Annotated in this window: 20 protein-coding genes, 1 pseudogene and 1 other annotated feature; of the genes and pseudogenes, 12 read left to right on the top strand and 9 right to left on the bottom strand. The window is 39.3% G+C overall.

The window, feature by feature from the left end:
• Positions 1-17: 17 nt before the first annotated feature.
• From ACFQRG_RS16105 to tagH, 3 genes and pseudogenes are all read left to right on the top strand, one after another.
• Positions 18-1,205, top strand: a pseudogene (locus ACFQRG_RS16105) (CDP-glycerol glycerophosphotransferase family protein); the annotation flags it as partial.
• A gap of 167 nt (positions 1,206-1,372) precedes the next feature.
• The gene (locus ACFQRG_RS16100; RefSeq protein WP_380967885.1) at positions 1,373-2,182 is read left to right on the top strand and encodes an ABC transporter permease; all 810 of its coding nucleotides are present in this window, start codon (positions 1,373-1,375) and stop codon (positions 2,180-2,182) included.
• Between the two features lie 18 nt (positions 2,183-2,200).
• Positions 2,201-3,004, top strand: coding sequence for a teichoic acids export ABC transporter ATP-binding subunit TagH (gene tagH / locus ACFQRG_RS16095; protein ID WP_380967882.1), 804 nt, complete (start codon positions 2,201-2,203; stop codon positions 3,002-3,004).
• A gap of 96 nt (positions 3,005-3,100) precedes the next feature.
• On the opposite strand, the gene ACFQRG_RS16090 is transcribed toward tagH, so the two are convergent.
• A complete protein-coding gene (locus ACFQRG_RS16090) occupies positions 3,101-3,805 on the bottom strand; it encodes a gamma-glutamyl-gamma-aminobutyrate hydrolase family protein (protein ID WP_380967880.1) in 705 nt (234 codons plus the stop codon).
• Between the two features lie 256 nt (positions 3,806-4,061).
• On the opposite strand from ACFQRG_RS16090, the gene ACFQRG_RS16085 reads away from it, so the two are divergent.
• The 4 genes from ACFQRG_RS16085 (at position 4,062) to ACFQRG_RS16070 (ending at position 7,685) form a co-directional block, all read left to right on the top strand.
• On the top strand, positions 4,062-4,289 hold the full coding sequence (locus ACFQRG_RS16085; protein ID WP_380967877.1) for a FeoA family protein: 228 nt from the start codon (positions 4,062-4,064) through the stop codon (positions 4,287-4,289).
• Positions 4,289-6,289 (top strand): ferrous iron transport protein B, encoded by a 2,001-nt coding sequence (gene feoB / locus ACFQRG_RS16080; protein ID WP_380967875.1) that lies wholly within the window; start codon positions 4,289-4,291, stop codon positions 6,287-6,289. Before ACFQRG_RS16085 ends, feoB begins: the two co-directional genes overlap by 1 nt.
• 16 nt (positions 6,290-6,305) lie before the next feature.
• Positions 6,306-6,509 (top strand): FeoB-associated Cys-rich membrane protein, encoded by a 204-nt coding sequence (locus ACFQRG_RS16075; RefSeq protein WP_380967873.1) that lies wholly within the window; start codon positions 6,306-6,308, stop codon positions 6,507-6,509.
• Positions 6,510-6,728: 219 nt separating this feature from the next.
• Positions 6,729-7,685, top strand: coding sequence for a F510_1955 family glycosylhydrolase (locus ACFQRG_RS16070; protein ID WP_380967871.1), 957 nt, complete (start codon positions 6,729-6,731; stop codon positions 7,683-7,685).
• A gap of 40 nt (positions 7,686-7,725) precedes the next feature.
• On the opposite strand, the gene ACFQRG_RS16065 is transcribed toward ACFQRG_RS16070, so the two are convergent.
• Positions 7,726-8,250 (bottom strand): LysM peptidoglycan-binding domain-containing protein, encoded by a 525-nt coding sequence (locus ACFQRG_RS16065; RefSeq protein WP_380967869.1) that lies wholly within the window; start codon positions 8,248-8,250, stop codon positions 7,726-7,728.
• 275 nt (positions 8,251-8,525) lie between these two features.
• On the bottom strand, positions 8,526-9,608 hold the full coding sequence (hisC, locus tag ACFQRG_RS16060; RefSeq protein WP_380967867.1) for a histidinol-phosphate transaminase: 1,083 nt from the start codon (positions 9,606-9,608) through the stop codon (positions 8,526-8,528).
• A 208-nt stretch (positions 9,609-9,816) separates the two neighbouring features.
• Positions 9,817-10,044 (bottom strand) — a binding site (T-box leader).
• 367 nt (positions 10,045-10,411) lie between these two features.
• Here hisC and ACFQRG_RS16055 point away from each other — a divergent pair.
• Together ACFQRG_RS16055 and ACFQRG_RS16050 are read left to right on the top strand one after the other, a co-directional pair.
• Complete coding sequence (locus tag ACFQRG_RS16055; RefSeq protein ID WP_380967865.1) at positions 10,412-11,488, top strand: bifunctional 3-deoxy-7-phosphoheptulonate synthase/chorismate mutase; 1,077 nt, start codon at positions 10,412-10,414, stop codon at positions 11,486-11,488.
• Between the two features lie 157 nt (positions 11,489-11,645).
• Positions 11,646-11,771 carry a YjcZ family sporulation protein gene (locus tag ACFQRG_RS16050; RefSeq protein WP_380967863.1) on the top strand — a complete coding sequence of 42 codons (126 nt, stop codon included), beginning with the start codon at positions 11,646-11,648 and terminating at the stop codon, positions 11,769-11,771.
• A gap of 33 nt (positions 11,772-11,804) precedes the next feature.
• Here the strand turns inward: ACFQRG_RS16050 and gntK are convergent, their stop codons facing one another.
• Positions 11,805-13,355, bottom strand: coding sequence for a gluconokinase (gene gntK, locus ACFQRG_RS16045; protein WP_380967861.1), 1,551 nt, complete (start codon positions 13,353-13,355; stop codon positions 11,805-11,807).
• 21 nt (positions 13,356-13,376) lie between these two features.
• Positions 13,377-14,738, bottom strand: coding sequence for a GntT/GntP/DsdX family permease (locus tag ACFQRG_RS16040; protein ID WP_380967859.1), 1,362 nt, complete (start codon positions 14,736-14,738; stop codon positions 13,377-13,379).
• 248 nt (positions 14,739-14,986) lie between these two features.
• On the opposite strand from ACFQRG_RS16040, the gene ACFQRG_RS16035 reads away from it, so the two are divergent.
• Positions 14,987-15,835 (top strand): MurR/RpiR family transcriptional regulator, encoded by an 849-nt coding sequence (locus ACFQRG_RS16035; protein ID WP_380967856.1) that lies wholly within the window; start codon positions 14,987-14,989, stop codon positions 15,833-15,835.
• 366 nt (positions 15,836-16,201) lie between these two features.
• Here ACFQRG_RS16035 and ACFQRG_RS16030 read toward each other — a convergent pair whose 3' ends face one another.
• From ACFQRG_RS16030 to ACFQRG_RS16015, 4 genes are all read right to left on the bottom strand, one after another.
• Entirely contained in the window at positions 16,202-17,170 is a 969-nt protein-coding gene (locus tag ACFQRG_RS16030; protein ID WP_380967854.1) for a DMT family transporter, read from the bottom strand.
• Between the two features lie 134 nt (positions 17,171-17,304).
• Positions 17,305-18,216, bottom strand: coding sequence for a homoserine kinase (gene thrB / locus ACFQRG_RS16025; protein WP_380967852.1), 912 nt, complete (start codon positions 18,214-18,216; stop codon positions 17,305-17,307).
• Positions 18,213-19,274, bottom strand: coding sequence for a threonine synthase (gene thrC, locus ACFQRG_RS16020; RefSeq protein WP_380967850.1), 1,062 nt, complete (start codon positions 19,272-19,274; stop codon positions 18,213-18,215). Before thrC ends, thrB begins: the two co-directional genes overlap by 4 nt.
• Positions 19,275-20,567, bottom strand: coding sequence for a homoserine dehydrogenase (locus tag ACFQRG_RS16015; protein ID WP_380967847.1), 1,293 nt, complete (start codon positions 20,565-20,567; stop codon positions 19,275-19,277). It abuts the gene before it with no gap.
• 347 nt (positions 20,568-20,914) lie between these two features.
• Here ACFQRG_RS16015 and ilvE point away from each other — a divergent pair, with 347 nt between their 5' ends.
• Positions 20,915-21,817 carry a branched-chain-amino-acid transaminase gene (gene ilvE, locus ACFQRG_RS16010; protein WP_380967845.1) on the top strand — a complete coding sequence of 301 codons (903 nt, stop codon included), beginning with the start codon at positions 20,915-20,917 and terminating at the stop codon, positions 21,815-21,817.
• Between the two features lie 26 nt (positions 21,818-21,843).
• On the top strand, positions 21,844-23,511 hold the full coding sequence (ilvD, locus tag ACFQRG_RS16005) for a dihydroxy-acid dehydratase (RefSeq protein ID WP_380967843.1): 1,668 nt from the start codon (positions 21,844-21,846) through the stop codon (positions 23,509-23,511).
• Positions 23,512-23,709 lie beyond the last annotated feature (198 nt).

Here is a 23,709-nt window from a genome sequence, read left to right as displayed (position 1 = left end):
GGAATGATTAAAATATGAAACGATTATTGACAACAATCAAAAGACATCCGAAAGTAAAAAGTATCTATAAAGCCATTTTTAAATTAATTGGATGTTTGCCTGTAAAAAGGAATTTAATTATATTTGAAAGTTTCCATGGAAAACAATACAGCTGTAATCCGAGAGCTATTTATGAGTACTTGTCTAACAACCATTCCCAGTATAAAATGTACTGGAGTGCTGATAAGAGATACGTGAAAACCTTTGAAGAAAGACATATACCGTATATAAAAAGATTTTCCATTCAATGGTTTTTCCTGATGCCCCGTGCACAATACTGGGTGATTAACAGCAGATTGCCTTTGTGGATTCCAAAACTTAAGCATACCGTTTATTTACAAACTTGGCATGGCACACCATTAAAGAAATTAGCTGCAGATATTGATGAAGTGCATATGCCAGGAACAACAACAGACCAATATAAAGAAAATTTTAATATAGCAACGAGGAAATGGGATTATTTAATATCTCCCAATGCTTATTCAACGGAAATCTTTCAGAGAGCTTTCCAATTTAATAAAGGAATGATCGAGTCAGGTTACCCGAGAAATGACTTCCTTTATATTAATAATAATGTTCAGGCTATAAATAATATCAAAGAAAAATGCGGACTGCCCTTGGATAAAAAGATTTTATTATATGCGCCAACCTGGCGTGATGATAAATTTTACGGCAAGGGGCGGTACAAATTCGATTTAGATTTAGATCTTAATAAGATGCAAAAGGAATTAGGCGATGATTATATTGTCGTTTTAAGAATGCATTATCTAGTTGCGGAAAACTTTGATTTAACCCCATATCAAGGTTTTGCTTATGACTTTTCGGGTTATGAGGATATCCGTGAGCTTTATTTAATTTCTGATTTATTAATAACGGATTATTCATCAGTCTTTTTTGATTATGCAAATTTACGACGTCCGATGATCTTTTTTGTATATGATATAGACCATTACCGTGATAAATTAAGGGGCTTTTATTTTGATTTTGAAAAAGAGGCCCCGGGTCCGCTTGTCAAAACAACCGATGAAGTAATTAACGCCATTCATCATATTGAATTGAATAACTTTGAATGTCCGGACAGCTTCGAAAATTTTCATCGCCGCTTCTGTTATTTAGAGGATGGTGAAGCTTCCAGAAGAGTTGCGGAGAGAGTCTTTTTTATGAGTGTTCAAAAAGGAGGACAAAAAGAGCCGAGAAGTTCGAGGAACGAAAGTCTCGAGGACCGGAGTGTATGAAGATGATACGTGAGGACCGGAGAGACCGAGTGACGAAGAAATTCGACAGCTATTTTTCCCGGACTTTTTGAACAACCTTTTTTAGGAAGGATCCCGTCATGAAATCAATGTTTACAGTTATTAAGGAACAAATTAATAGCTTTTATTTAATACAACGATTAGCTGCATATGAAGTTAAAAGCGCCAATAAAAATAATTACCTTGGCATCCTTTGGGAAATAATTAACCCAATGATCCAAATCGCTGTTTACTGGTTCGTGTTTGGATTTGGTATTCGAAAGAACCATTCCATTGACGGCGTACCGTTTTTGGAATGGATGCTTGCGGGTATTGTCGTTTGGTTTTTTGTTAATCCTGCTATCACACAGTCATCTAAATCGATATATACACGCATTAATATGATGTCTAAGATGAGTTTTCCAATGAGTGCAATACCGAGTTATGTGATTTTAGCAAAGTTTTATCAACATTTAATGCTGCTCGTTATTATATTTATTATTTTGCAATTTAGCGGCTCTCCAGTAACTCTCGAAATAGTACAATTGCCATATTATATGTTTGCGTCGCTTGCTTTCCTTTTTGCTTTGTCTTTAATTACATCAACATTAACAACCATTGTTCGTGACGTACAAATGTTTATTCAGGCAATTATGAGGATGCTGCTTTATTTAACGCCGATCCTTTGGGCGCCGGATAGATTGCCTCAGTTTATCCAAAATATTATGAGGATCAATCCGTTATACTATATTGTTGAAGGATATCGTTCAGCTTTATTAGGCAAGCCTTCATGGTACTTTGTTGAGCATTATCAATATACCATTTATTTTTGGGTTGTCGTCATAGTATTATTGTTCTTAGGTTCCATGATGCATGTGAAGTTTAGAGGCCATTTTATTGATTATAAGTAAATATGGATGTGATGAATCATGGCGAAATCTGTCATCGTAAAAAATGTAACCAAGCGTTACAAACTCCATACAAAGACATCTGAAAGGTTACTGGATATTATCTTGCCAACCGGTTACGGCGAAGACTTCTATGCATTGAGGAATGTAAGCTTTGAAGCCGAAGAGGGGGATGTCGTCGGTATTGTCGGGATTAACGGTTCAGGAAAATCAACGTTATCTAATATTATCGCCGGCATCGTCCCGCCGACAACCGGTACTGTTGAAACAAAAGGTGAAACATCGCTGATAGCGGTTCAATCAGGACTCAATAACCAGTTAACAGGCCGGGAGAATATTGAACTGAAATGCTTAATGCTTGGTTTTAGTAAAAAACAAATTCGCAAGCTTGAGCCGGAAATCATTGAATTTGCCGATATTGGCAAATTCATCGACCAACCCGTAAAAAAATATTCCAGCGGTATGAAATCGCGGCTGGGATTTGGTATATCAGTGACCGTTGATCCGGACATTCTTGTGATTGACGAAGCCTTATCTGTTGGTGACCAAACTTTTGCTGATAAATGTTATGATAAAATGAATGAGTTTAAAGAAAGAGGCAAAACGATCTTCTTTATCAGCCATTCAATTGGCCAAATGAAGAAATTCTGCGAGAAAGCTTTATGGTTGGAATACGGTCAGGTAAAAGATTTTGGAACAATTGAAGAGATCATGCCGAATTATGAAAAGTTCCTGAAAGACTTTAAAGCAATGTCTAAAAAGGAACAAAAAAAGTACCGTGAAAAAATGTTGAAAAACCAGGAAAGTGAACTTGTTCGAGCTTAATTTTATAAGACCCTTGACTATGTTGAAAATATAGTCAAGGGTCTTTATTTTATATTTGATTTATAACGATTAGAATGGTTTTTCATAAAAAATTAGTTACATATTACTCTGACAAGCATTTACAAATGATTGAAATAACTGTTTTGCATAACTGTCCTTTTGGACGAGATCTCCCGGGTGCCATTGAACACCTAAAACAAACCGATGCACAGTGCTCTCTATACTCTCGATAACGCCATCACTGGAGGCAGCGGATATTTGAAATCCTGGTGCAGGGTTTTTAACAGCTTGATGATGAAAGCTGTTAACTTTCATTTTATCCAACTGGATAATCTGATGTAACAGGGTTCCGGTATTGATGACTATCTGGTGGGAGCAATAATCCCGTGGTGCAAGTTGATAGTGTTGAAGAGGATGGGGATTTTGGCTTAGAATATCTTGAATAATATTTCCCCCGGCAGCAACATTAAGCATGTTTGATCCCCGGCAAATAGCGAAAATCGCCATATTTCGTTTAAGGGCTTCCTGAATTAATAACATTTCAAATTGATCTCTGTCCGGTTTAATTTGTCCAAGTCCCGGTTGAGGCTCTTCGCCGTATAAGGAAGGATCAATATCAGATCCGCCAGTCAGGAGCAGTCCGTTAACGTGATCGAGAAGATCTTGAATAATCGCAGTATCATGTGTTTGCGGGAAGATATAAGGCAAACCTCCAGCATCCATAATAGAGGATACATACGGCTTTTTTACATAAAATTTTTGCGCTTCAATATCAGATGTTATACCAATGATCGGACGCATAGTTTCCTCCAAATTAGTTTCTTTTTTTAAAATGAACTAAATGGATGAAAGTTATTCTCACTAAAAAACAGCCTTCATAGACTAAAGTGATTATCCAAATATTGATGGTTGTTTTTCCAGTTTCATTTATATAGGCCTATTTCAATTGAAAAAATAAATTCAATTTTTACAGATCCAAAAAAAAGCTCTTTACAAGAACGCTTTTTTTATTTATGATAATGATAATGATTCTCATTATTATCATGGGGGAATTAGAATGGAACTAACGCAAATGAAACCTGGTGAAAAAGGATTTATAACTGATATATCTAAAATCAATCCTCTTATTCAAAATCGTTTACTTGATCTTGGCATTAAAGAAGGGGAGAAGGTTTGTTATAAATATGCGCTTCCTTTTGGGGGGCCATGTATGCTTGAAGCATGCGGACAATGTATTGGGATTCGAAGAAAAGAGGCTAAATGCATAAGAGTGGAGAAAGTCTAATGGAAATCGCGCTATTTGGCAACCCGAATACAGGCAAGACATCACTCTTTAATATTTTAACAGGTTCTTATGAGTACGTAGGCAATTGGAGCGGTGTCACTGTTGAGAAAAAGGTTGGCACGCTTAAAGGCAAAAATGGATTGCTTATTGACTTACCGGGCATTTATACTTTGAATCCTTTATCGAAGGATGAAGGTATTGCCAGCGAATTTTTAATTAATGAATCATTTTCTTCGGTCTTAAATATTGTTGATGCTTCACAATTGGAAAGAAATTTGCATTTGACGGTTCAGTTATTGGAATTTGGGAAACCGGTTGTCATCGGATTAAATATGATAGATGTTGCCCGGTCCCGCGGTATACAAATTAATGAACAGGCGCTTAAAAGGAAATTGGGTGCACCTGTCATTTCAATCATTGCAAGAACAGGCAGGGGCTGCAAACAGCTTGCTCAAGAACTTCGGGTGACAGGTAAAGACATTAGACCATTACATATTGATTATGGTAAAGAGGTTGAGAATGTCATCGAAGAGCTTATCTCTATTATGCCTGATTATAATGAAATAAATAAAAGATGGCTGTCGCTTCAGTTTTTAGAGGGGAATCAGGTTGTAAGGTCACAACTGGAATCCAATATTAACCCTGTGCAACTAAATGAGATCTATGAAACATTAAGTGATGAACTGAAGAAACATCATCAAAAGAAATCTATTAAGCATCATTTGCATGCTGTCAGGCAGCAGTTTATTTCATCTGTACTTAATGAATCTATTACAAAGACTGATATTAAAGGAACGACATTTACCGAAAAAATTGATGCGATTGTCACTAACAAATATTTAGGGATTCCTATTTTCTTGCTGTTAATGTTTTTCGTGTTTAATTTAACATTCAACTACCTTGGCACACCGCTGTCGGATGCCCTTGATGCTTTCTTTTCCGGTCCGTTAACCGATTGGATAGGCAAGGGACTGACCGCGATTGGAGCAACGCATTTTATCAGAGACGTTGTTTTAAATGGCATTGTTGCCGGTGTCGGAGGCGTACTGGTCTTTGTTCCGCAAATTTTTATCCTGTTTTTCTTTATATCTTTAATTGAGGATTCAGGATATATGGCAAGAGTTGCCATGGTCATGGACCGGATTATGGAATCTGTCGGGCTGAATGGCAAGGCGTTTATTCCGCTGATTATTGGCTTTGGCTGCAACGTTCCGGGTATCATGGCGGCGAGAACGATTGAACAGCCAAAAGAAAGGCTGCTTACGACATTATTAACGCCTTTAATGTCTTGTTCAGCACGTTTATCTGTATACAGCTTATTTGTTGCCGCTTTTTTTCACAAACATCAGGCGATCATTGTTCTTTCACTGTACGTTCTTGGTGTTGTCGTTGCATTGATACTTGCAAAGATATTTTCTATTTTTATTAAGGGAGAGGGTTCAGTATTTGTTATTGAACTTCCGCCGTACCGTGTCCCGCAAGCGAGAACTTTATTAAGAAGCACTTGGGATAAAGGGAAAGGTTTTGTCAGAAAGGCTGGTACATTTATCTTTGGCGGAACAGTAGCGATCTGGTTCTTATCCTATGCGGGACCGAGCGGATTTAACGTTCCGATTGATAAGAGCTTTATGGCTATCATTTGCAGTTATATTGCTCCGCTGTTTGCACCGCTAGGATTTGGCACATGGCAAGCGGCAGGCGCTCTTATTACCGGATTTCTGGCAAAGGAAGTTGTCGTTTCAACGATGAATGTTCTTTACTTTGTTCCTGATGGCCAATCGTTGTCGCATATTATCACACATTTCTTTACGCCGCTTCAAGCCTTTAGTTTTATGGTATTTATTTTATTATATGTACCATGCTTATCCACGGTTGCTGTTATACAAAAGGAAGCAGGTTCAAAAAAATGGACGGCATTTTCTATCATATATGCCTTAGCGATTGCTTATATTCTTTCTCTCGTTATCTACCAAGGCGGAAAATTACTAGGTTTGCATTAACAAGGAGGCAGATGAAATGGTTATTAGTATTATCATTGGCGTTGTGATCTTTGGGTATGCGGTCTGGACAATAACACGGTTTATTAAAAAGAGCCGTCAAGGCCAATGTGCTGCTTGTTCAATGAAAAAATCATGCCAATCCGGCTGTTCGACGGTTACAGCTGAAGAACGTCAAGCGTTAATTCAAACAATGAAAGAAAAGGCTGCACATCATTCTTAAGCAGAGCGGGGTCCACCTGGTAAAACAGCGGGGCCTCGTTTCTTTGTTTAATTCGCATATTATATTGCAATACTGTGACTAAATGACTTTTTTCTTAGAAAAACTGTCAAAATACCAGCTTATTCCTTGTTTAATGGAACTATAATCATTATCATTAAAATTAATTGGATGATGATTCAGCTAGAATCCAAAAGTTTACTATCAAAGGGGCATCGTCTGGTGACAAAAAATACAGACCAAACAGCTAATGGTCCTAAGAAAGGTTTCGGCGGACTTTTTATCATTGTTATTATTTTTATAGTTATTATTGCAGCATGGTTCCTCTATCTTCACCATGGATCTCAGAATAAAACGGTGGGATTTAAGCAAATATACGGCTTAGGATACTCAAGTAACGGTAAAAGCCTTTATGTACCGGTACATGATGGACTTGCTGTTTATATGAATGGTGAATGGAAAAAGCAAAATGCTGAGAAAAATGATTATGTTGGCTTTTCAATGACAGATGACGGATTTTACAGCAGCGGTCATTCGGGTGAAAATTCAAAGCATCCTGATCCGCTTGGTATTATTAAAGTGACGAATACAGGCAAAAATATTAAGACTTTAGGTTTTTCCGGGAAAACTAATTTTCAAATTATGGGTGTCGGCTACTATTCTCATGCTATTTATGTATTTAATCCAAACAAAAATTCAAAGATGCCAACTTCGGGGCTTTATTATTCATTAAATGATGGGAAATCGTGGACCAAAAGCGATGCAAAAGGGTTAATAGGAAAACCGCAAGCAATCGCTGTACATCCTAAAAATAAAAGTATTGTAGCGGTCGGAACCGATCAGGGGCTGTTCATATCTAAGGATAACGGAAAGATATTTAAAACGGTATTTACAGGTAAAAACGTTACCGGTTTATTGTATGGATTTGATGGATTTCTATATGCAGGTGCTTTTACTGATCAATCTGAAATGGATAAAGTTGACCTCAGCACAGGAAACATCACTTCATTAGAGTTATCTTCGGTTGAACAAGATCCAATTAAATACATGACGCAAAACCCTAAAGACCAAAAACAAATGGTTATATCAACACAAAAAAATGATGTGTATACAACAGAGAGTGCAGGCCAAAACTGGGTCGTTCTGGCTAAAGGCGGCAAAGGGTTGTTTGGAAAATAAGAAAGAGAAACCGGGCGTATTTCATTTCGCCCGGTTTTTCTTAATGATGGCCGCCTTCCAAATGGTTCACACGGCGATCTAATTGATCAATCCTCTGTTCAAGCCGAGAAATTCGACGTTCCAAACGGCGAATTTCCTGAGATTCATGCTGGCCGTCTGAATGATGGCCTCCGCCTGGATGGTGCGGGCCGCCAGGATAATAGGTTCCACCCGGGTAATGGCCGCCTGGATGATACTGACCGCCGCCTGGGTGCTGACCGCCACCCGGGTGCTGACCGCCGCCTGGGTGCTGACCGCCGCCTGGGTGCTGACCGCCGCCCGGGTGCTGACCGCCGCCTGGGTGCTGACCGCCGCCCGGGTGCTGACCGCCGCCCGGGTGCTGACCGCCGCCCGGGTGCTGACCACCGCCTGGATGCTGTCCCATGCCCTCCGGAATTCTTAGCTTTTGCCCGACATGTAACATCGTTGAATGCAGCTGGTTATATCTCATTAAATATGCAGGGTCAATCCCGTACTTTGATGCAATAGAATATATTGTCTCCCCATGCTGTACAGTATGAGTCATGCCAATCACTCCTTTAGTTACTCGTTAATAGCCTATTCTGTAATGAGTGATTGTTGCTTGGGCAATAACCTAAAAATATGAAGGTAATCATCCAAATTTTATAAGGTAAGCTATACAAACATGTATTTTGTTTCTATTATATTTATGGTGATAATTTGTTGGCGTTTATGGTGCTTATTTATTAAAGGGAAGAAAATATAAAGCATTTGAAGAGAAAGCGGTATAGAGGCAGGGAGAGTGTTTCCGGATGTCGGGAACACTCTTTTTTAAGTTGCCTAATTAGGGGTACCAGCTTTTACAATGATATCTTCAAAATCAGCTAATAGATTTTTATTTTCTTCCTCCGTCCCAATCGTAATCCTAATACCATTAGGAAACAGACGAACGATATAGCCTTTTTGCAGCAGTGATTCGTAAAGTTCATGTCCTTTGTCTGTTTTTATAAATATAAAATTAGCTTGTGACGGATAGAAATCAATTTTATGTCTTTTACAAAATGCTTGAAGTTCATTTAAGCCCTTTTCGTTAATTTTGACACACCCTTGGATAAAATCTTGATCCTCCAAAGCGGCTTCAGCTGCGATTTGCGCTAAACGGCTTGTATTAAACGGCAGGCGGGTCACTTCCAGCCTTTGTATAAATTCTTTGTTGCCTACACCGTAACCAACACGAAGACCAGCGAGGCCGTAAGCCTTGGAAAAGGTGCGTAAAACCATGACGTTATCGAAGTCCTTCAATAAAGATAATGAATGAGGGAAGTCTTCAGCGGTGACATATTCATAATAGGCTTCATCAATAACGACTAAGGTTTCTTTTGGAACGCGGGATATAAAATTCTTTAATGCAGTTTCGTTGACATATGTGCCTGTTGGATTATTAGGATTGCATATCCAAACAATCCTTGTTTGACTATCAATTTGGGAAAGCATTGTATTTAAATCATGACAGCCATCAACGGTCGCTATTTCTCTTATTTCAGCACCTTCAATCACAGCATGAAGCTTGTACTGAGAAAAGGTAGGAGATGCCATAACAGTGTTAGAGTCAGGAGTAAGCAAAGCCCGGCTGATAATTTGAATGACTTCATCAAGGCCGGCGCCAAAAATAATCTGATCTTCATCAACGTCCAGATGACTTGCAACTTTAGCTCGCAGATTCATAGCACCGCCATCCGGATAAATGGCAAATTGTGATGATAAATTAGCCAAAGCTTCGGCTGCCTTTGGCGAAGAACCATAAGGATTTTCATTGGAATTTAGTTTTGTTATTTTTGCAAGGCCATAATCTTTTTTTATTTCTTCAACAGATTTTCCTGGTTCATAAGCTTTTAACGATAACAATTGGTTTTTGACTAACATATGATCATCTCCCATTTATATTTTAAAGAGGATGTTCAAAAAGTCCGGGAAAACTTGAGCATCGAGACTGAGAGCTAAAGTGCTCCTGCGCCGAAGATTACGCATAGAAGTATTTCCACTTCTCGTCGCAGCTCGCAGTAGTTCGAGATGTAACGCTCGTTCCTCCTTTTTGAACAGAACTTAAGAAAAACAAAAACGTCCCTGCTAATGCAGGGACGAAATTATTCGCGGTACCACCCATATTGCGGAACAAAGTTCCACCACTTCATTAGGATAACGGCTGACCCGTCTTTTTTTAATGATCCGATTAGAACCGGATGTTAGAAAAAGAAGCTCAAGGACGAAATTCATGTTTAACTTTGTACTGATTCGCACCAACCATCAGCTCTCTGATAACGGGGAATTAAACATTACTTTTACCTGTCATAGCTTTTTACACATGTTATTTATAAAATATTTTACCATGAAAACCATGGATATATAAAGTCTTATTTTTAAAAAATAAAATTTTTATTATCTTTTGAAAGGGTTTACAGTATTGATATAGCAACAGGTTTGTTATTTTATTTATAAATTGCTGAAAAATTTAAGTATTGACTTTTTGATTCAGGTTGTTTATCTTATGGAACAATAACTAAAAATTTTCGTGGCCACGATGAAACAGATTTGTTAAGAGCCTTTTTTTGGCACTTAATGCTTTAAAGTGTATAAAATGATTTTAGCGATTTTAAGCGTTGCAGTATAAACGTAAAAGAGTTATGCTGTTTTCAATAATAATTTTTATTAGATGGGGAGGTTTAATTATGTCGAATCAAAATCTTGACCAACTTCGCGAACAGATTGATACGATTGATATGCAGCTGTTGGAGCTGCTCTGCAAAAGAGGGGAAATTGTAAAAAATATAGGGAAAGTAAAGGAAGAACAGGGGATTACCCGTTATGATCCTGTTCGTGAACGAAAATTGCTTGATACAGTTGCCGAAAAAAATGACGGCCCTTTTACAACATCAACCCTTCAGCATTTGTTCAAACAAATTTTTAAAGCAAGCCTGGAACTTCAAGAGTCTGATAATCGTAAAGCGCTCCTTGTTTCCAGAAAGAAAAAGGCTGAAGATACGATTGTTAATATTAAAGGGGAGGAAATCGGTAACGGGCACCCTCATTTCGTCATGGGCCCTTGTGCAGTTGAAAGCTATGAACAAGTGAAAGAAGTAGCCCAAGCGCTCAAACAGCAAGGTTTAAAATTAATGCGCGGCGGTGCATTTAAGCCGCGGACTTCCCCATATGATTTCCAGGGTCTCGGGATTGAAGGATTGAAGATTTTAAAAAGAGTGGCTGATGAGTTGGATTTAGCTGTTATAAGTGAAATTACACATCCAAATGATATTGAAACGGCCGTGGAGTACTTGGATGTTATTCAAATAGGCGCCCGAAACATGCAAAATTTTGATTTGTTAAAGGCAGCGGGATCTGTTAATAAGCCCGTTTTATTAAAGCGTGGACTATCTGCGACTATTGAAGAATTTATGTTTGCGGCGGAATATATTATCTCACGGGGCAACAGTCAGATTATTTTATGCGAGAGAGGTATTCGAACTTATGAGAAGGCAACAAGAAATACATTAGACATTTCAGCTGTACCAATTTTGAAACAGGAGACTCACTTGCCGGTTGCGGTTGATGTCACACATTCTACAGGACGGAAAGACTTGCTCTTGCCTGCTGCTAAAGCAGCATTGGCTATTGGCGCTGACGCCGTAATGGCCGAAGTACATCCTGATCCTGCAACAGCCTTGTCAGATGCTGCACAACAAATGGACATTCCTCAATTCCATGAATTTATGAAAGCTCTAAAATCCTCTGCAGCAGTTTTTGCATAGTTTTTTATAAAGATGCCGCCTTTAATGGGGGCATCTTAATTATTGTCATTGAAGTTAGTTAAAAAGATTGATTAGCTAAGAAGAAGCTGCTGTCCATGTCAAAAAATCCAAAACAGCATAACTTATACTATACACCTGATGAAGGAGGTGTAAGTCTATGGGTTACGCTGGTGGAGCCGGCTGCGGCTGCGGCGGCGGCGGTTACGGAATGGGCGCTGGATTCGCTCTTATCGTCGTCTTGTTCATCTTATTGATCATCGTTGGTGCTGCATACGTTTACTAATACAGCAAAAACTCGCCAATCGGCGAGTTTTCTTTATTTATTTTCTAAATGTTCTCTTTGAAAATCGGCTATTCGTTGATAATCATTGGTCATTCTTCGGGAAATCGATAGAAAAATGGGTTTGAGTTCGTCATATATTTTAACGTTTTCTGGAATTGGCTGATGTTGGTGTGTGGTACCAATCATATGACTGACGACATCGATTGAGTCAATGTCGCCTATGGCATATAACCCGAGTACAGCTGCACCTAAACACGAGCTTTCAAAACTTTCGGGTATAGTTACATTTTGGTCAAAAATATCTGCCATAATTTGCCGCCATAGTTCAGAGCGGGCAAAGCCCCCAGTTGCTTGTACACTTTTCGGCAATCCGATAAGTTCTTGAAGGGCAAGAAGAACGCCATATATATTAAAAATAACGCCTTCAAGTACCGACCGTATCAGATGATCCCGGGTATGGTGAAGGGCAAGGCCGAAAAATGATCCGCGTGCATCCGCGTTCCATAATGGCGCACGTTCACCAGCCATATAAGGATGAAAGAGCAATCCATCAGACCCTGGTGATATTTTTTCAGCCCGTTTTGTTAATAAATCATACGGATCTTTGCCATTCTTTTTGGCGTTTTCAATTTCTGAATCGCCAAGCTGATCACGCACCCATCGGAATGTCATGCCGCCATTGTTAACGGGGCCTCCGATAATCCAGTGATTTTCTGTCAGGGCATAGCAGAAAGTTCTTCCCTTAGGGTCTGTCACAGGACGGTTGCTTACGGTACGGACAGCACCGCTTGTGCCGATTGTTACGGCGACAATACCCGGCTGAATAGCATCTAATCCGAGATTAGATAGAACACCGTCGCTCGCACCAACAACAAAAGGCGTGGCAGCACTAATACCCATTCTTTCAGCAAGTGAAGGATCTATATGCTTCATAACATGCGTTGTCGGGACAAGTTTGGATAACTGATCAGCGGAGACACCGGCAACTTCCAAAGCTTCATTATCCCAATCAAGGTCTTTTAAATTAAACATTCCCATAGCTGAGGCAATCGAATAATCTACAACATATTCCCCGAATAATTTAAAGAAGACATATTCTTTAATACCGATAAATTTATAGGCTTTATTAAATGTTTCTTTATCTTCGTTTCTTAGCCAAAATAATTTAGATAACGGTGACATTGGGTGGATCGGTGTTCCCGTACGCAAGTAAATATCATGACCATTAAGGTCATTTTTAAGCTTGTCTGCATAAGTGACACTGCGATTATCCGCCCATGTGATGCTTTTGGTTAAAGGATTGCCGTCCCTGTCTACAGCAATAACGCTGTGCATTGCTGAGCTGAAAGAAATTAGCAACAAACTTTTTGGGTCAACAGCACTTTTTAACATGACTTGTTTTATCGAATTAACAACAGCTTCGTAAATTTCATCAGGATCCTGTTCAGCCACTGATGGACTTGGGCTGAGTAAAGGGTAACCGACTGCATGTTGAGCAGCAATTTGACCCTCCTTATTGAAAAGGACAGCTTTAGTACTTGTCGTCCCAATGTCTACACCCATCATGTATGTAGATTCTTTCACAAAAAACCCCTCATTTCATTTCTAAAAAATAACATTCAATATTAGTATAATAATGATCGAAACGACTGAAATAAGCGTTTCCATGACAGTCCATGATTTTAAAGTTTGCGGCACGGACATATTAAAGAATTCCTTGACCATCCAGAATCCAGCGTCATTCACATGAGATAAAATCAGTGAACCGGATCCGGTTGCAAGAACCAGCAATGATAAATTCACACCTGGTATTTGGGCAATAATCGGTGTCACAATACCAGCGGCTGTTGTCATAGCTACTGTTGCTGAACCGGTTGCAACACGGATAAGCGCAGCTACAAGCCAAGCAAATAAAATCGGTGAAATGTTTGTTTGTGACGCAATATCAGCAATAGCATTGCCAACCCCGCTGTTAATGAGAACTGTCTTAAATGCGCCGCCTCCGCCGATGATTAAAATAATTGATGCTGTAGGCGCCAGGCATTGGGAAGTAAACTTAGAGATATCCTCTTTGGCCATGCCTTTGGAATAGCCAAGCGAAAAGAATGAAAAAATGACAGCAATAATTAAAGCAACGATTGGGTTTCCAATAAAATCAAAAATTGATTTTGCTGTGTCATTCCCTTTAATGAAAACGTCAACAATTGCGGCTAAAAGCATTAATATAACTGGAATTAAAATAGTCAATAATGTTATGCCGAAACCAGGCGTTTTTAATTTAGTATTCCTTTGAGAAAACTGTTCTGCCAGTTCGGTAGACGGTGATAATTCAATTCTTTTGCCGATAAATTTACCAAAAACCGGACCGGCAATAATAGCTGTCGGAATAGCGACAATAATAGCATAAACAATCGTTTTTCCAATGCTCGCGTGATAAGCATCAATAGCGATCATTGGTGCCGGGTGCGGCGGCAGTAATCCATGAACTGTAGAAAGTCCGGCCGCAAGCGGAATACCAATTTGTAATAAAGACATGTTAGCTTTACGGGCAATCGTAAAGGCAAGCGGGATTAAAAGTATTAACCCTACTTCAAAAAAGACCGGAATGCCGACGATTAAAGCAACGATCATCATGGCCCAGTGAACATTTTTTTCGCCAAAGCGCTTAATGAGCGTATTGGCGATGATATCGGCACCGCCGGATTCAGACATCATTTTACCTAGCATCGTTCCAAGTCCAATAATGACTGCGATTGATCCAAGTTGACTTCCGACACCGTCTTGTACGGATTTAACAACATCAGGCAGCTTCATTCCTGCTCCAAGCCCTAAAAGTAAAGAAACAAGAATGAGAACAACAAATGGATTCCATTTTACTTTTGCAATTAAGACAATAAGTAAGATGATGGCAATTAAAGCATACAACAATAAGCTTGTATGGTGACTTAAGCCAAATATACTATACATTGTTTATAACTCCCTTGCTTTTGGATTTCCTTGACAACAAAATGTTTTAAACCTAAACATAATATTCCCTCCATTGTTGTATTCATTAGGTTTAAATATTAATCTTGCTTTAAAAATTTTTTCAACATATAACATTATATAATAAAATTTTTTTTCAATAAAACCGTTTGCATTAAATAATTTTTCTTTTAAACAAAATATAGTAAACTAAGAATAAATACATAAATAGTGATGTGGAGGAATATTTGATGGTTCAAGAGCGGTGTATGTCAAGAATTCGCTTAGCCTATCAAGGATTCAGCGAGAAGGAAAGAAAGGTTGCGGATTATATCTTAGAAAATCCTCAAGAGATGATTAATAGCAGCATTAATGAAGTCGCTGAGATTTTGAATGTGGCAGAAGCCACTGTTTTCCGTTTTTGCAAAAAAATAGGGTTTAAGGGATTTCAGGCATTGAAAATCGCTCTTGCATCCGAAGTTGTTTCGCCAATAAATGACATACATGAGGCGATTAGTGAGGAAGATAATGAAATAGAAGTGGCAGAGAAGGTATTTCTTTCAAATATCCAAACATTAGAAGGGACGCAGCAAATTCTTCAAAATACATCTTTTTCGAAAGCGGTTGCATCTCTTTATAAGGCAAAAAAAATTGAGTTTTACGGAAACGGCGGGTCCGGGGTTATTGCACTTGACGCTTATCATAAATTTGTAAGAAGTGGAATTCCTTGTGCTGCCTATTATGATTCACACTTTCAATTAATGGCTGCTTCACAATTAACAAAAGAAGATGTTGCGGTATTTATTTCCCATTCCGGTAATAATAGAGATTTGCTTGAAGTACTTTCAATTGCAAAAGAAACAGGTTGTAAAACACTCGGTATTACCAGCTTTAAAAAATCTCTATTAAGTCAAAATGTTGATATTGTGCTTTATACTATTTCACAGGAAACTGAATATAGGTCCGAAGCGCTTGCTTCAAGAATTGCCCAACTGAGCCTAATTGATGCTCTATTTGTTAATATTATGAAGGAAAGAAAAGATGAAGGCGTTAATGCTCTTCAAAAGATACGAAGAGCTATATCTTTAAAGAAATTATAGAAAATGCCCCATAATTTGGGTCATTTTCTATAATCTAACCAAATTGCATTGTGCTTAAAGCTGCCGTCTCAAAGCTTAAGTTTCAAGCGCTGAAGTTTAGACAGAATTCACTTTATCGCATCCTGATCCATACATAACATACCCCATATAGGAGGGCGGCAATAACTATAACTACCCAAACATACTTAATGTATCTTCCTTGAACATTTTGTTGTTTCACTTTTTTACCCCCTTTTTCTATTAGTTTTTCCCGAAAAAAAGGGTCCATGCAACAATATTTTTTATTCAGAAAGCATATATAGAAACAAAGATACGCGAGATCTGGTAAAGTTAGCAAGGTAATGGCGGATTAAACAGCGAAAAAGTTCACGATGCTTTATGTGCCTTATGTACATGTTTTTCCTTATTTGACATAAAGCTGTGTATAATCATGCCGGTGATAATAAAAAATAAACCAATAAAAGACCAAAAAGACGGCATATTTCCATTTAAGATAAAAACTTCCCCCAGCAATGAAAAAATAACTTCACCAGATTGTGTGGCTTCCACAGCAGCAAGTTTTTGCGGCTGATTATTAACCATATCAGTGGCAAAGAAAAATAATACGGTAGCGATAATTCCTGAAGTTACAGCCACAATAAATGATTGAGTGAGTTGTCCCGTACTTGGCGGACCGTCTTTAATCCAGCCAATAACCGCTAAGATAATCCAAAAAGGCATGCTGGCAATTGTCATACCTAGAACTCGTTGAAAGGTGTCCACACGTTCACTGAATTCAGCCATCATTTTTCGATTCCCTAATGGATAACAGAAGGCTGCAAGCACTACCGGTAAAGACCCGATTAAAATTAATTTAATTGAAACCTTTTCAATATGAGCTGCCTGCATAAAGATAACGCCGATAATAATAATTAAGGAAGTACATAGGGACATTAATGAGATACGCTGCCGGACTTTTACCGGGCCCTCCGTTGTCAGCTTCGTTTCATAAAAAAGCGGACTCAGCAAAACACCGGCAATAATGGTTAACTGCCAAGTCCCGGCAATTAACCAGCTTGGTCCGTAAGCTGATGCAAATGTCAGCGGTCCATAAAAAAGCACAAAACCGACAAAGCTCCATTTTACCCAAACCCAAGGCTGGGCGATCAATGCTTTAAACAACGGTTTTAAATGTCCGCGAATAAGCACAATCACAAATAAAAACGGCAACATGAAAATAAACCTTAAAGAAGAACTCCAAAGCCAACTCCCGCCCGAAAGATCCATTGACCGGTTCAAAACAAAGGTAAAGGCAAAGAAAAATGAGGCTAAGATCCCTAATAAAATGGCTTTCAAACAATCACCCGCCTTATATAGGTGTGTTTTTTATTTAAGATAAGAAAAATAAAGTTCAATTTTAAAAACTCGCCGACAAGGCGAGTTTTTGTATAAAGCATTATATCATTTTGTGATTAAAAGGTGCAGTCTCTTTAAAAGATTTTTTCTTCTTTTACTAATTTGCGGGCTCCATGAGATACTGGGGATAATATATCACATTGATAATCAGGAAAGGCTGCTGACATCAGGGATGCGATATGTTCGCCTTTGCCTTTAGGTATGAAGCAATTAATCGTCGGACCGGCACCGCTTAAAGATGTACCGAGCACACCAAAATCACGGCCAAAAGCGGCGATTTTAGGGAGATCAGGTACAAGCGGTTCACGATAAGGCTGGTGAAAAATATCTTGATCCATCATTTTTCCGGCTAATTCCCAATTATCTTGTAAAATTGCAGCCACAAGGACATTGCCAACAGCGCTTCCTTTGATAGATTTACTATACGGCAAAGTTTGCGGTAAAACGTTGCGTGAATCCTTAGTTTTAAGCTCAACAGCCGGAATCATAGCAATTAAATCAATATTCGGGGCAGGTAATACGACGGTTTCGGTTTCTTCGTCAGTATGGACTGAGACAGTTAATCCGCCGTAAACGGAAGCCGTTGCATTATCGGGATGGCCTTCAATGCAACTGGCTAAATGTGCTTTTTCCCGGCATGATAATTGAAGCTTAAGTACAGTGTCGGCAATTTCTATACCTGCAACAATCGCTGCTGCACTGCTGCCAAGCCCCCTGGCAAGCGGAATTTCACTATGCATCTTTATTGATAATGGCGGGAGCGTTTGATTGTATTTTTCGCCGACCATTTGAGCGGCTTGATAAATAATATTTTCTTTTACTTCAGGTAAATCATCCGATCCTGTGTCAAAAACAATTTGCCAGCTATTCGCGGCTTCAACATTAAGATAAAGGTAACGGTTAACCGCAAGACCGATAGAATCAAATCCTGGACCAAGATTAGAAGTGCTTGCGGGAACCTTTACTTTGAAAGCGGGTTGATTCATTTTGAAACACCCTCTCCAAGGGCATCAAGCAATTGATTTTCTTCAGCTTTTAAAAGGACGGGCTGAACATTTAAAGTATCCATAGCTGTTGTTGGATCCTTGAGTCCGTTTCCGGTTAATACAGCAACAATTTTTGCTCCCTTTTTGATTTCTCCGGTTTTAAGTTGCTTTTTAATCCCTGCGAGCGAAGCACAAGAAGCAGGTTCGGCAAATACACCTTCTTCCTTTGCCAAAGTTTTATAGGCCGCTAAAATTTCTTCATCAGTAACGCTGTCAATTTTTCCCTTAGAATCTTTTTCAGCTTCTACAGCAAGTTCCCAGCTGGCTGGATTTCCGATTCTTATAGCTGTAGCAATCGTCTCAGGCTGTTCAATGATTTTATTTTTAACGATTGCCGCAGAACCTTCAGCTTCGAACCCGCGCATTTGCGGCAGGGAAGTTTTATTTCGCGCGTGTAGCTCTTTGAACCCTTTCCAATAAGCCGAAATATTACCTGCATTACCAACAGGGATTGCTAAAATGTCAGGTGCGCCGCCTAACTGTTCACATACTTCAAAAGCAGCTGTTTTTTGTCCTTCAAGACGATATGGGTTTACAGAGTTAACTAAAGTATAAGAAGAATGCTTTGCAGTATATCTGACCATTTTAAGTGCGTCATCAAAATTACCGTCAATTTCGTAAATTTTTGCGCCGTACATGACTGCTTGAGCAAGCTTGCCAAGAGCGATTTTCCCTTTGGGAATAACAATAAGGCAATCGAGATTTGCCCGGGCGCTGTAGGCGGCGGCAGATGCAGCCGTATTTCCGGTAGAAGCGCAAATGACACCTTGGCTACCAGATTCTTTTGCCTTAGCAACAGCTAAAACCATACCGCGGTCTTTAAAGCTGCCGGTTGGATTTAATCCTTCATATTTGACATGTATTTCTGCGCCCCATTGATCAGACAGCTTTTCCAAAGGAATGAGAGGTGTATTGCCTTCCATTAAAGTTAACCTTGGTGTTTTTTCATTAACTGGTAAATAATTTTGATAATTTGAAATTAGTCCTTGCCACAACATTTAATTCATCCCCTCAACACGATAATAGCTTTTTACATCGCTCACAACATCAAGATCTTTTAAAAGATGATAAGTGTTTTCGAAAGTCCGTTTATTCGTTTCATGTGTAATAATAGCTACTTCAGCTTTTTCATCTCCAATTAATGGTTCTTGTATTAATTTTTCCAAGCTGATGCCTTGTTCTTTAAATAGATGACTGACTTTGGAAAAAGCGCCTGGCTTATCTAAAACATGCATTCTCAAGAAGTACTGGCTTGAAATAGCTTCTGCCGGTTTACATTGTTTTTTGAGTTTCGGCAGAAAAATATGGTGGCCGGTAATACCAAGGCTCAGATTTTTTACAACGGTGATAAGATCTGATACGACGGCAGTAGCAGTCGGCAGTTCACCCGCTCCTGGCCCGTAAAACATCGTTTCCCCGCAAGATTCTCCATATACATAAACAGCGTTGTACTCGTTATCTACAGATGCTAACGGATGATGGGCCGGCAATAGTGTCGGCTGTACGCTAATGTCAATTAACTCATTTTCGTATTCAGCAATTCCAATTAATTTAATCGTATAGCCAAGCTTCTTACTATAAGTAATATCTTCTTGTTCCACGCGGGTAATACCTTCAATCGTTACATCTTCAAGGCTTGCCGGAATGGAATAAGCGAGATGGCTTAAAATGACCATTTTCCTGGCTGCGTCAAGTCCTTCAACGTCTGATGTAGGATCTGCTTCCGCAAAACCAAGCGCTTGTGCTTCTTGAAGCATTTCTTGATACGACACCGGCTGACGGCTCATTTTACTTAATATATAATTTGTTGTTCCATTGACAATGCCAATCATCTTTTGAATGCGGTCTGCGGCCAGGCCGTCTCTTAAACTGCGGATAATTGGAATGCCTCCGCCGACGCTTGCTTCATAATATAAGTCGCAATGATTATCCGCGGCAGCTTCCAGAAGTTCGCTGCCATGCAAAGCCATAAGATCTTTATTTGCTGTAATGACGTGCTTTTTGTTTCGTAGGGCTTGCAAAATATAGTGCCGCGCTTCATCAATACCGCCCATGACCTCAATAACTACGTCAATATTCGGGTTATCTATAATATCACTAACGTTTTCAGTCAAGCGATGATCATCGAGTTTAATTTTTCTTGCCTTGTCTTTGTCGCGAACAAGTATTTTTTCAATTTGGATTGGACAGCCTGTACGTTGTTGCAGCTGTTCCTGATCATCTGAGAGCAAATGAACAACACCTGTGCCGACAGTACCAAAACCTAATAATCCTACTGATACATGATCCATTGTTATCACTCCTGTTTTTATAAAAGAGACAAATGTTTACCGTTAGTGGACATTATATCGGTGATTTTAATGTTGCACAAGATAATTTTACGAAAAAAAACGAAAAATTCATTTAGAAATAAATAACAGAAAAATGAAAGCGATTTAAAAAAATTTACAATTAACTCGGAATTTTTATAGAAATGAAGCAATGACACGTTTGGAAGCGATTACATTGAATGCGCACTAATCGAAAGAGTCAAAAAAATTAAAAATAGGTATTGACCACTTAGGCGAAAAGGCGTAAGATGGTCAACAATCAACCAAACACAACAAGTTATTGACGTACTGTGAGGGGAGTAATAGCAATGAGTGAACAGTGGATCTTTCTCAATGGGAAATTCGTGAGAAAAGAAGAGGCTGTCGTCTCAGTCTTTGATCATGGCTTTTTATATGGGGATGGTGTATTTGAAGGTATTCGGATGTATGAGGGTAATATATTCCGTTTCGATGAACATATCGCACGGCTTTATGAATCCGCACATTCGATTATGCTAAATATACCTTATACAAAAGAAGAATTTTCTGATATAATTATTCAAACTTTAAAGAAGAATAATTTTCAAAATGCATATATTCGAGTTGTCGTTTCGAGAGGTGTCGGCGACTTAGGGCTGGACCCATATAATTGTAAGGCTCCTTCAATTATTGTTATTGCTGAAGCACTTGCTATATTCCCGAAAGAACTCTATGAAACTGGTATTGACGTAGTTACTGTTCCAACTCGTCGAAATCGCTCGGATGTTTTGAGTCCTAAAGTGAAGTCTCTAAATTATCTGAATAATATATTAGTTAAAATTGAATCGCACATAGCGGGTGTCAGTGAAGCGCTGATTATGAACGATGAAGGCTATATCGCTGAGGGATCAGCCGACAACATTTTTATCGTGAAAAACGGCGTTATCAAAACACCGCCAAGCTACATTGGCGCCTTAGAAGGTATTACCCGCAATGCTATTATAGATTTGGCTGTTAAAAAAGGTTACGACATTCGTGAAGATGTGTTTACAAGGCATGATGTTTACGTTGCAGATGAGGTTTTTCTCACTGGAACGGCGGCTGAACTCGTTGCAGTTGTTAAGGTAGACGGCCGGCAAATCAATGATGGACGTCCCGGGCCGGTTACAAATCAGCTGTTAACAGATTTCCGTGACATTGTCACCAAAGAAGGTACAAAAGTCTACGCTCAAAATAGTGTTCAAGCAGGATAATAGACGTTGCAAAAGAGGTGGATTGTATGCGTAGCGACATGATAAAAAAAGGTATTGACCGCGCACCGCATCGAAGCTTGCTGCATGCTGCAGGAGTAAAAACAGAAGATTTGGCAAAGCCGTTTATCGGTGTATGTAATTCATACGTTGATATTATTCCGGGGCATAAGCACTTGAATAAATTTGCCGAAGTCGTAAAAGATGCGATCAGGGAAGCGGGCGGAATACCATTTGAGTTTAATACAATTGGTGTTGATGACGGTATAGCGATGGGCCACATCGGCATGAGATATTCGCTTCCAAGCCGGGAAATCATTGCAGATGCGGCGGAAACAGTTATTAACGCCCATTGGTTTGATGGTGTTTTCTATATTCCGAATTGTGATAAGATTACACCGGGAATGCTATTGGCGGCGGCGAGAACGAATGTCCCTGCTGTGTTTGTGTCAGGAGGCCCAATGGAAGCCGGCCGTTCAAAAACAGGGCAAAATTTATCACTAACTTCAGTTTTTGAAGGCGTCGGTGCTCATAAATCAGGCAAGATGACAACGCAAGAGCTGTTAGAACTGGAAACAACGGCATGTCCGACTTGCGGCTCTTGTTCAGGGATGTTTACAGCAAATTCAATGAATTCATTAATGGAAATGCTCGGAATGGCTCTTCCGGGTAACGGTACAATTGTTGCTACATCTGAAGAACGCCATAAACTGATTTACGATGCGGCATATCACTTAATGGATTTAATTAAAAATGATATTAGACCGCGCGATATTATTACAGAAGAAGCGATCGATGATGCGTTTGCTTTGGATATGGCTATGGGCGGATCAACAAATACGGTTCTGCATACGCTGGCTTTAGCTAATGAGGCGGAAGTTGATTATGATCTTAACCGTATTAATGAAGTGGCTAAGCGTGTACCGTACTTAGCGAAAATCATGCCGGCTTCAGATTATTCGATGCAAGACGTTCATGAAGCTGGCGGAGTCAGTGCTATTATTAAAGAACTTTGTAAAATAGACGGCGCGATTCACCGCGACCGGATCACGATTACTGGCAAATCAATCTATGAAAATGTCAAAGATGCGGAAATTCTTAATAAAGATGTTATAAGAGAAAAAGATAATCCGTATAGTCCAGTCGGCGGTCTTTCCATTTTATATGGCAACCTTGCTCCGGATGGCGCTGTTATCAAAGTCGGGGCAGTTGATCCATCAATAAAAACCTTTACGGGAGAAGCTATTGTTTTTAATTCCCAGGATGAAGCCCAACAAGGCATTGATGATGGCACTGTTCGCGAAGGGCATGTTGTTGTTATTCGCTACGAAGGTCCAAAAGGCGGTCCGGGAATGCCGGAAATGCTTGCTCCAACATCATCAATCATGGGCAGAGGCTTAGGAACTAAAGTCGCTTTAATTACAGACGGACGTTTTTCAGGCGCAACAAGAGGCATAGCTGTCGGCCATATCTCTCCGGAAGCGGCTGAAGGCGGACCGATTGCTTTAATCGAAAACGGGGATCAAATTTTTATCGATTTAACAAACCGGACGATTAATATTCTTGAAACTGAAGAAGAAATGGAAAAAAGGAAGCAACAATGGCAAGCTCCGGAACCTAAAATTAAGAAAGGTTACCTTGCCAGATATGCAAAGCTTGTAACATCAGCAAATACAGGCGGCGTTATGAAAATTTAAAACTTAAAACTTAAAATGCGTGTTCAAAAATTTTGAATATCCTTTTAAAAACGATGACGGGGTAAAAGTTATAAGGTCAGACATTCACAGAGAGCCGGGTTGGTGGAAACCGGTATTGTCTCTTATAGCGACATCGCCTCTGAGTGTTCAGCTGAACGCGAGTCCAGTAGGCTGAGCCGGGTATCACTATGATATTCG

Origin of the sequence: Scopulibacillus cellulosilyticus, from assembly GCF_042665295.1 — a bacterium.
GTDB classification, from domain to species: Bacteria; Bacillota; Bacilli; order Bacillales; family Sporolactobacillaceae; genus Scopulibacillus_A; species Scopulibacillus_A cellulosilyticus.
This window is presented reverse-complemented; position numbering and strand designations above follow the sequence as displayed.

Excerpts from the sequence above, each read along its gene's own strand:
- ACFQRG_RS16100 (WP_380967885.1), top strand. The coding sequence starts at position 1,373 with ATGAAATCAATGTTTACAGTTATTAAGGAACAAATTAATAGCTTTTAT.
- tagH (WP_380967882.1), top strand. The coding sequence starts at position 2,201 with ATGGCGAAATCTGTCATCGTAAAAAATGTAACCAAGCGTTACAAACTC.
- ACFQRG_RS16090 (WP_380967880.1), bottom strand. The coding sequence starts at position 3,805 with ATGCGTCCGATCATTGGTATAACATCTGATATTGAAGCGCAAAAATTT.
- ACFQRG_RS16085 (WP_380967877.1), top strand. The coding sequence starts at position 4,062 with ATGGAACTAACGCAAATGAAACCTGGTGAAAAAGGATTTATAACTGAT.
- feoB (WP_380967875.1), top strand. The coding sequence starts at position 4,289 with ATGGAAATCGCGCTATTTGGCAACCCGAATACAGGCAAGACATCACTC.
- ACFQRG_RS16075 (WP_380967873.1), top strand. The coding sequence starts at position 6,306 with ATGGTTATTAGTATTATCATTGGCGTTGTGATCTTTGGGTATGCGGTC.
- ACFQRG_RS16065 (WP_380967869.1), bottom strand. The coding sequence starts at position 8,250 with ATGACTCATACTGTACAGCATGGGGAGACAATATATTCTATTGCATCA.
- hisC (WP_380967867.1), bottom strand. The coding sequence starts at position 9,608 with ATGTTAGTCAAAAACCAATTGTTATCGTTAAAAGCTTATGAACCAGGA.
- ACFQRG_RS16055 (WP_380967865.1), top strand. The coding sequence starts at position 10,412 with ATGTCGAATCAAAATCTTGACCAACTTCGCGAACAGATTGATACGATT.
- ACFQRG_RS16050 (WP_380967863.1), top strand. The coding sequence starts at position 11,646 with ATGGGTTACGCTGGTGGAGCCGGCTGCGGCTGCGGCGGCGGCGGTTAC.
- ACFQRG_RS16040 (WP_380967859.1), bottom strand. The coding sequence starts at position 14,738 with ATGTATAGTATATTTGGCTTAAGTCACCATACAAGCTTATTGTTGTAT.
- ACFQRG_RS16035 (WP_380967856.1), top strand. The coding sequence starts at position 14,987 with ATGGTTCAAGAGCGGTGTATGTCAAGAATTCGCTTAGCCTATCAAGGA.
- thrB (WP_380967852.1), bottom strand. The coding sequence starts at position 18,216 with ATGAATCAACCCGCTTTCAAAGTAAAGGTTCCCGCAAGCACTTCTAAT.
- thrC (WP_380967850.1), bottom strand. The coding sequence starts at position 19,274 with ATGTTGTGGCAAGGACTAATTTCAAATTATCAAAATTATTTACCAGTT.
- ACFQRG_RS16015 (WP_380967847.1), bottom strand. The coding sequence starts at position 20,567 with ATGGATCATGTATCAGTAGGATTATTAGGTTTTGGTACTGTCGGCACA.
- ilvE (WP_380967845.1), top strand. The coding sequence starts at position 20,915 with ATGAGTGAACAGTGGATCTTTCTCAATGGGAAATTCGTGAGAAAAGAA.
- ilvD (WP_380967843.1), top strand. The coding sequence starts at position 21,844 with ATGCGTAGCGACATGATAAAAAAAGGTATTGACCGCGCACCGCATCGA.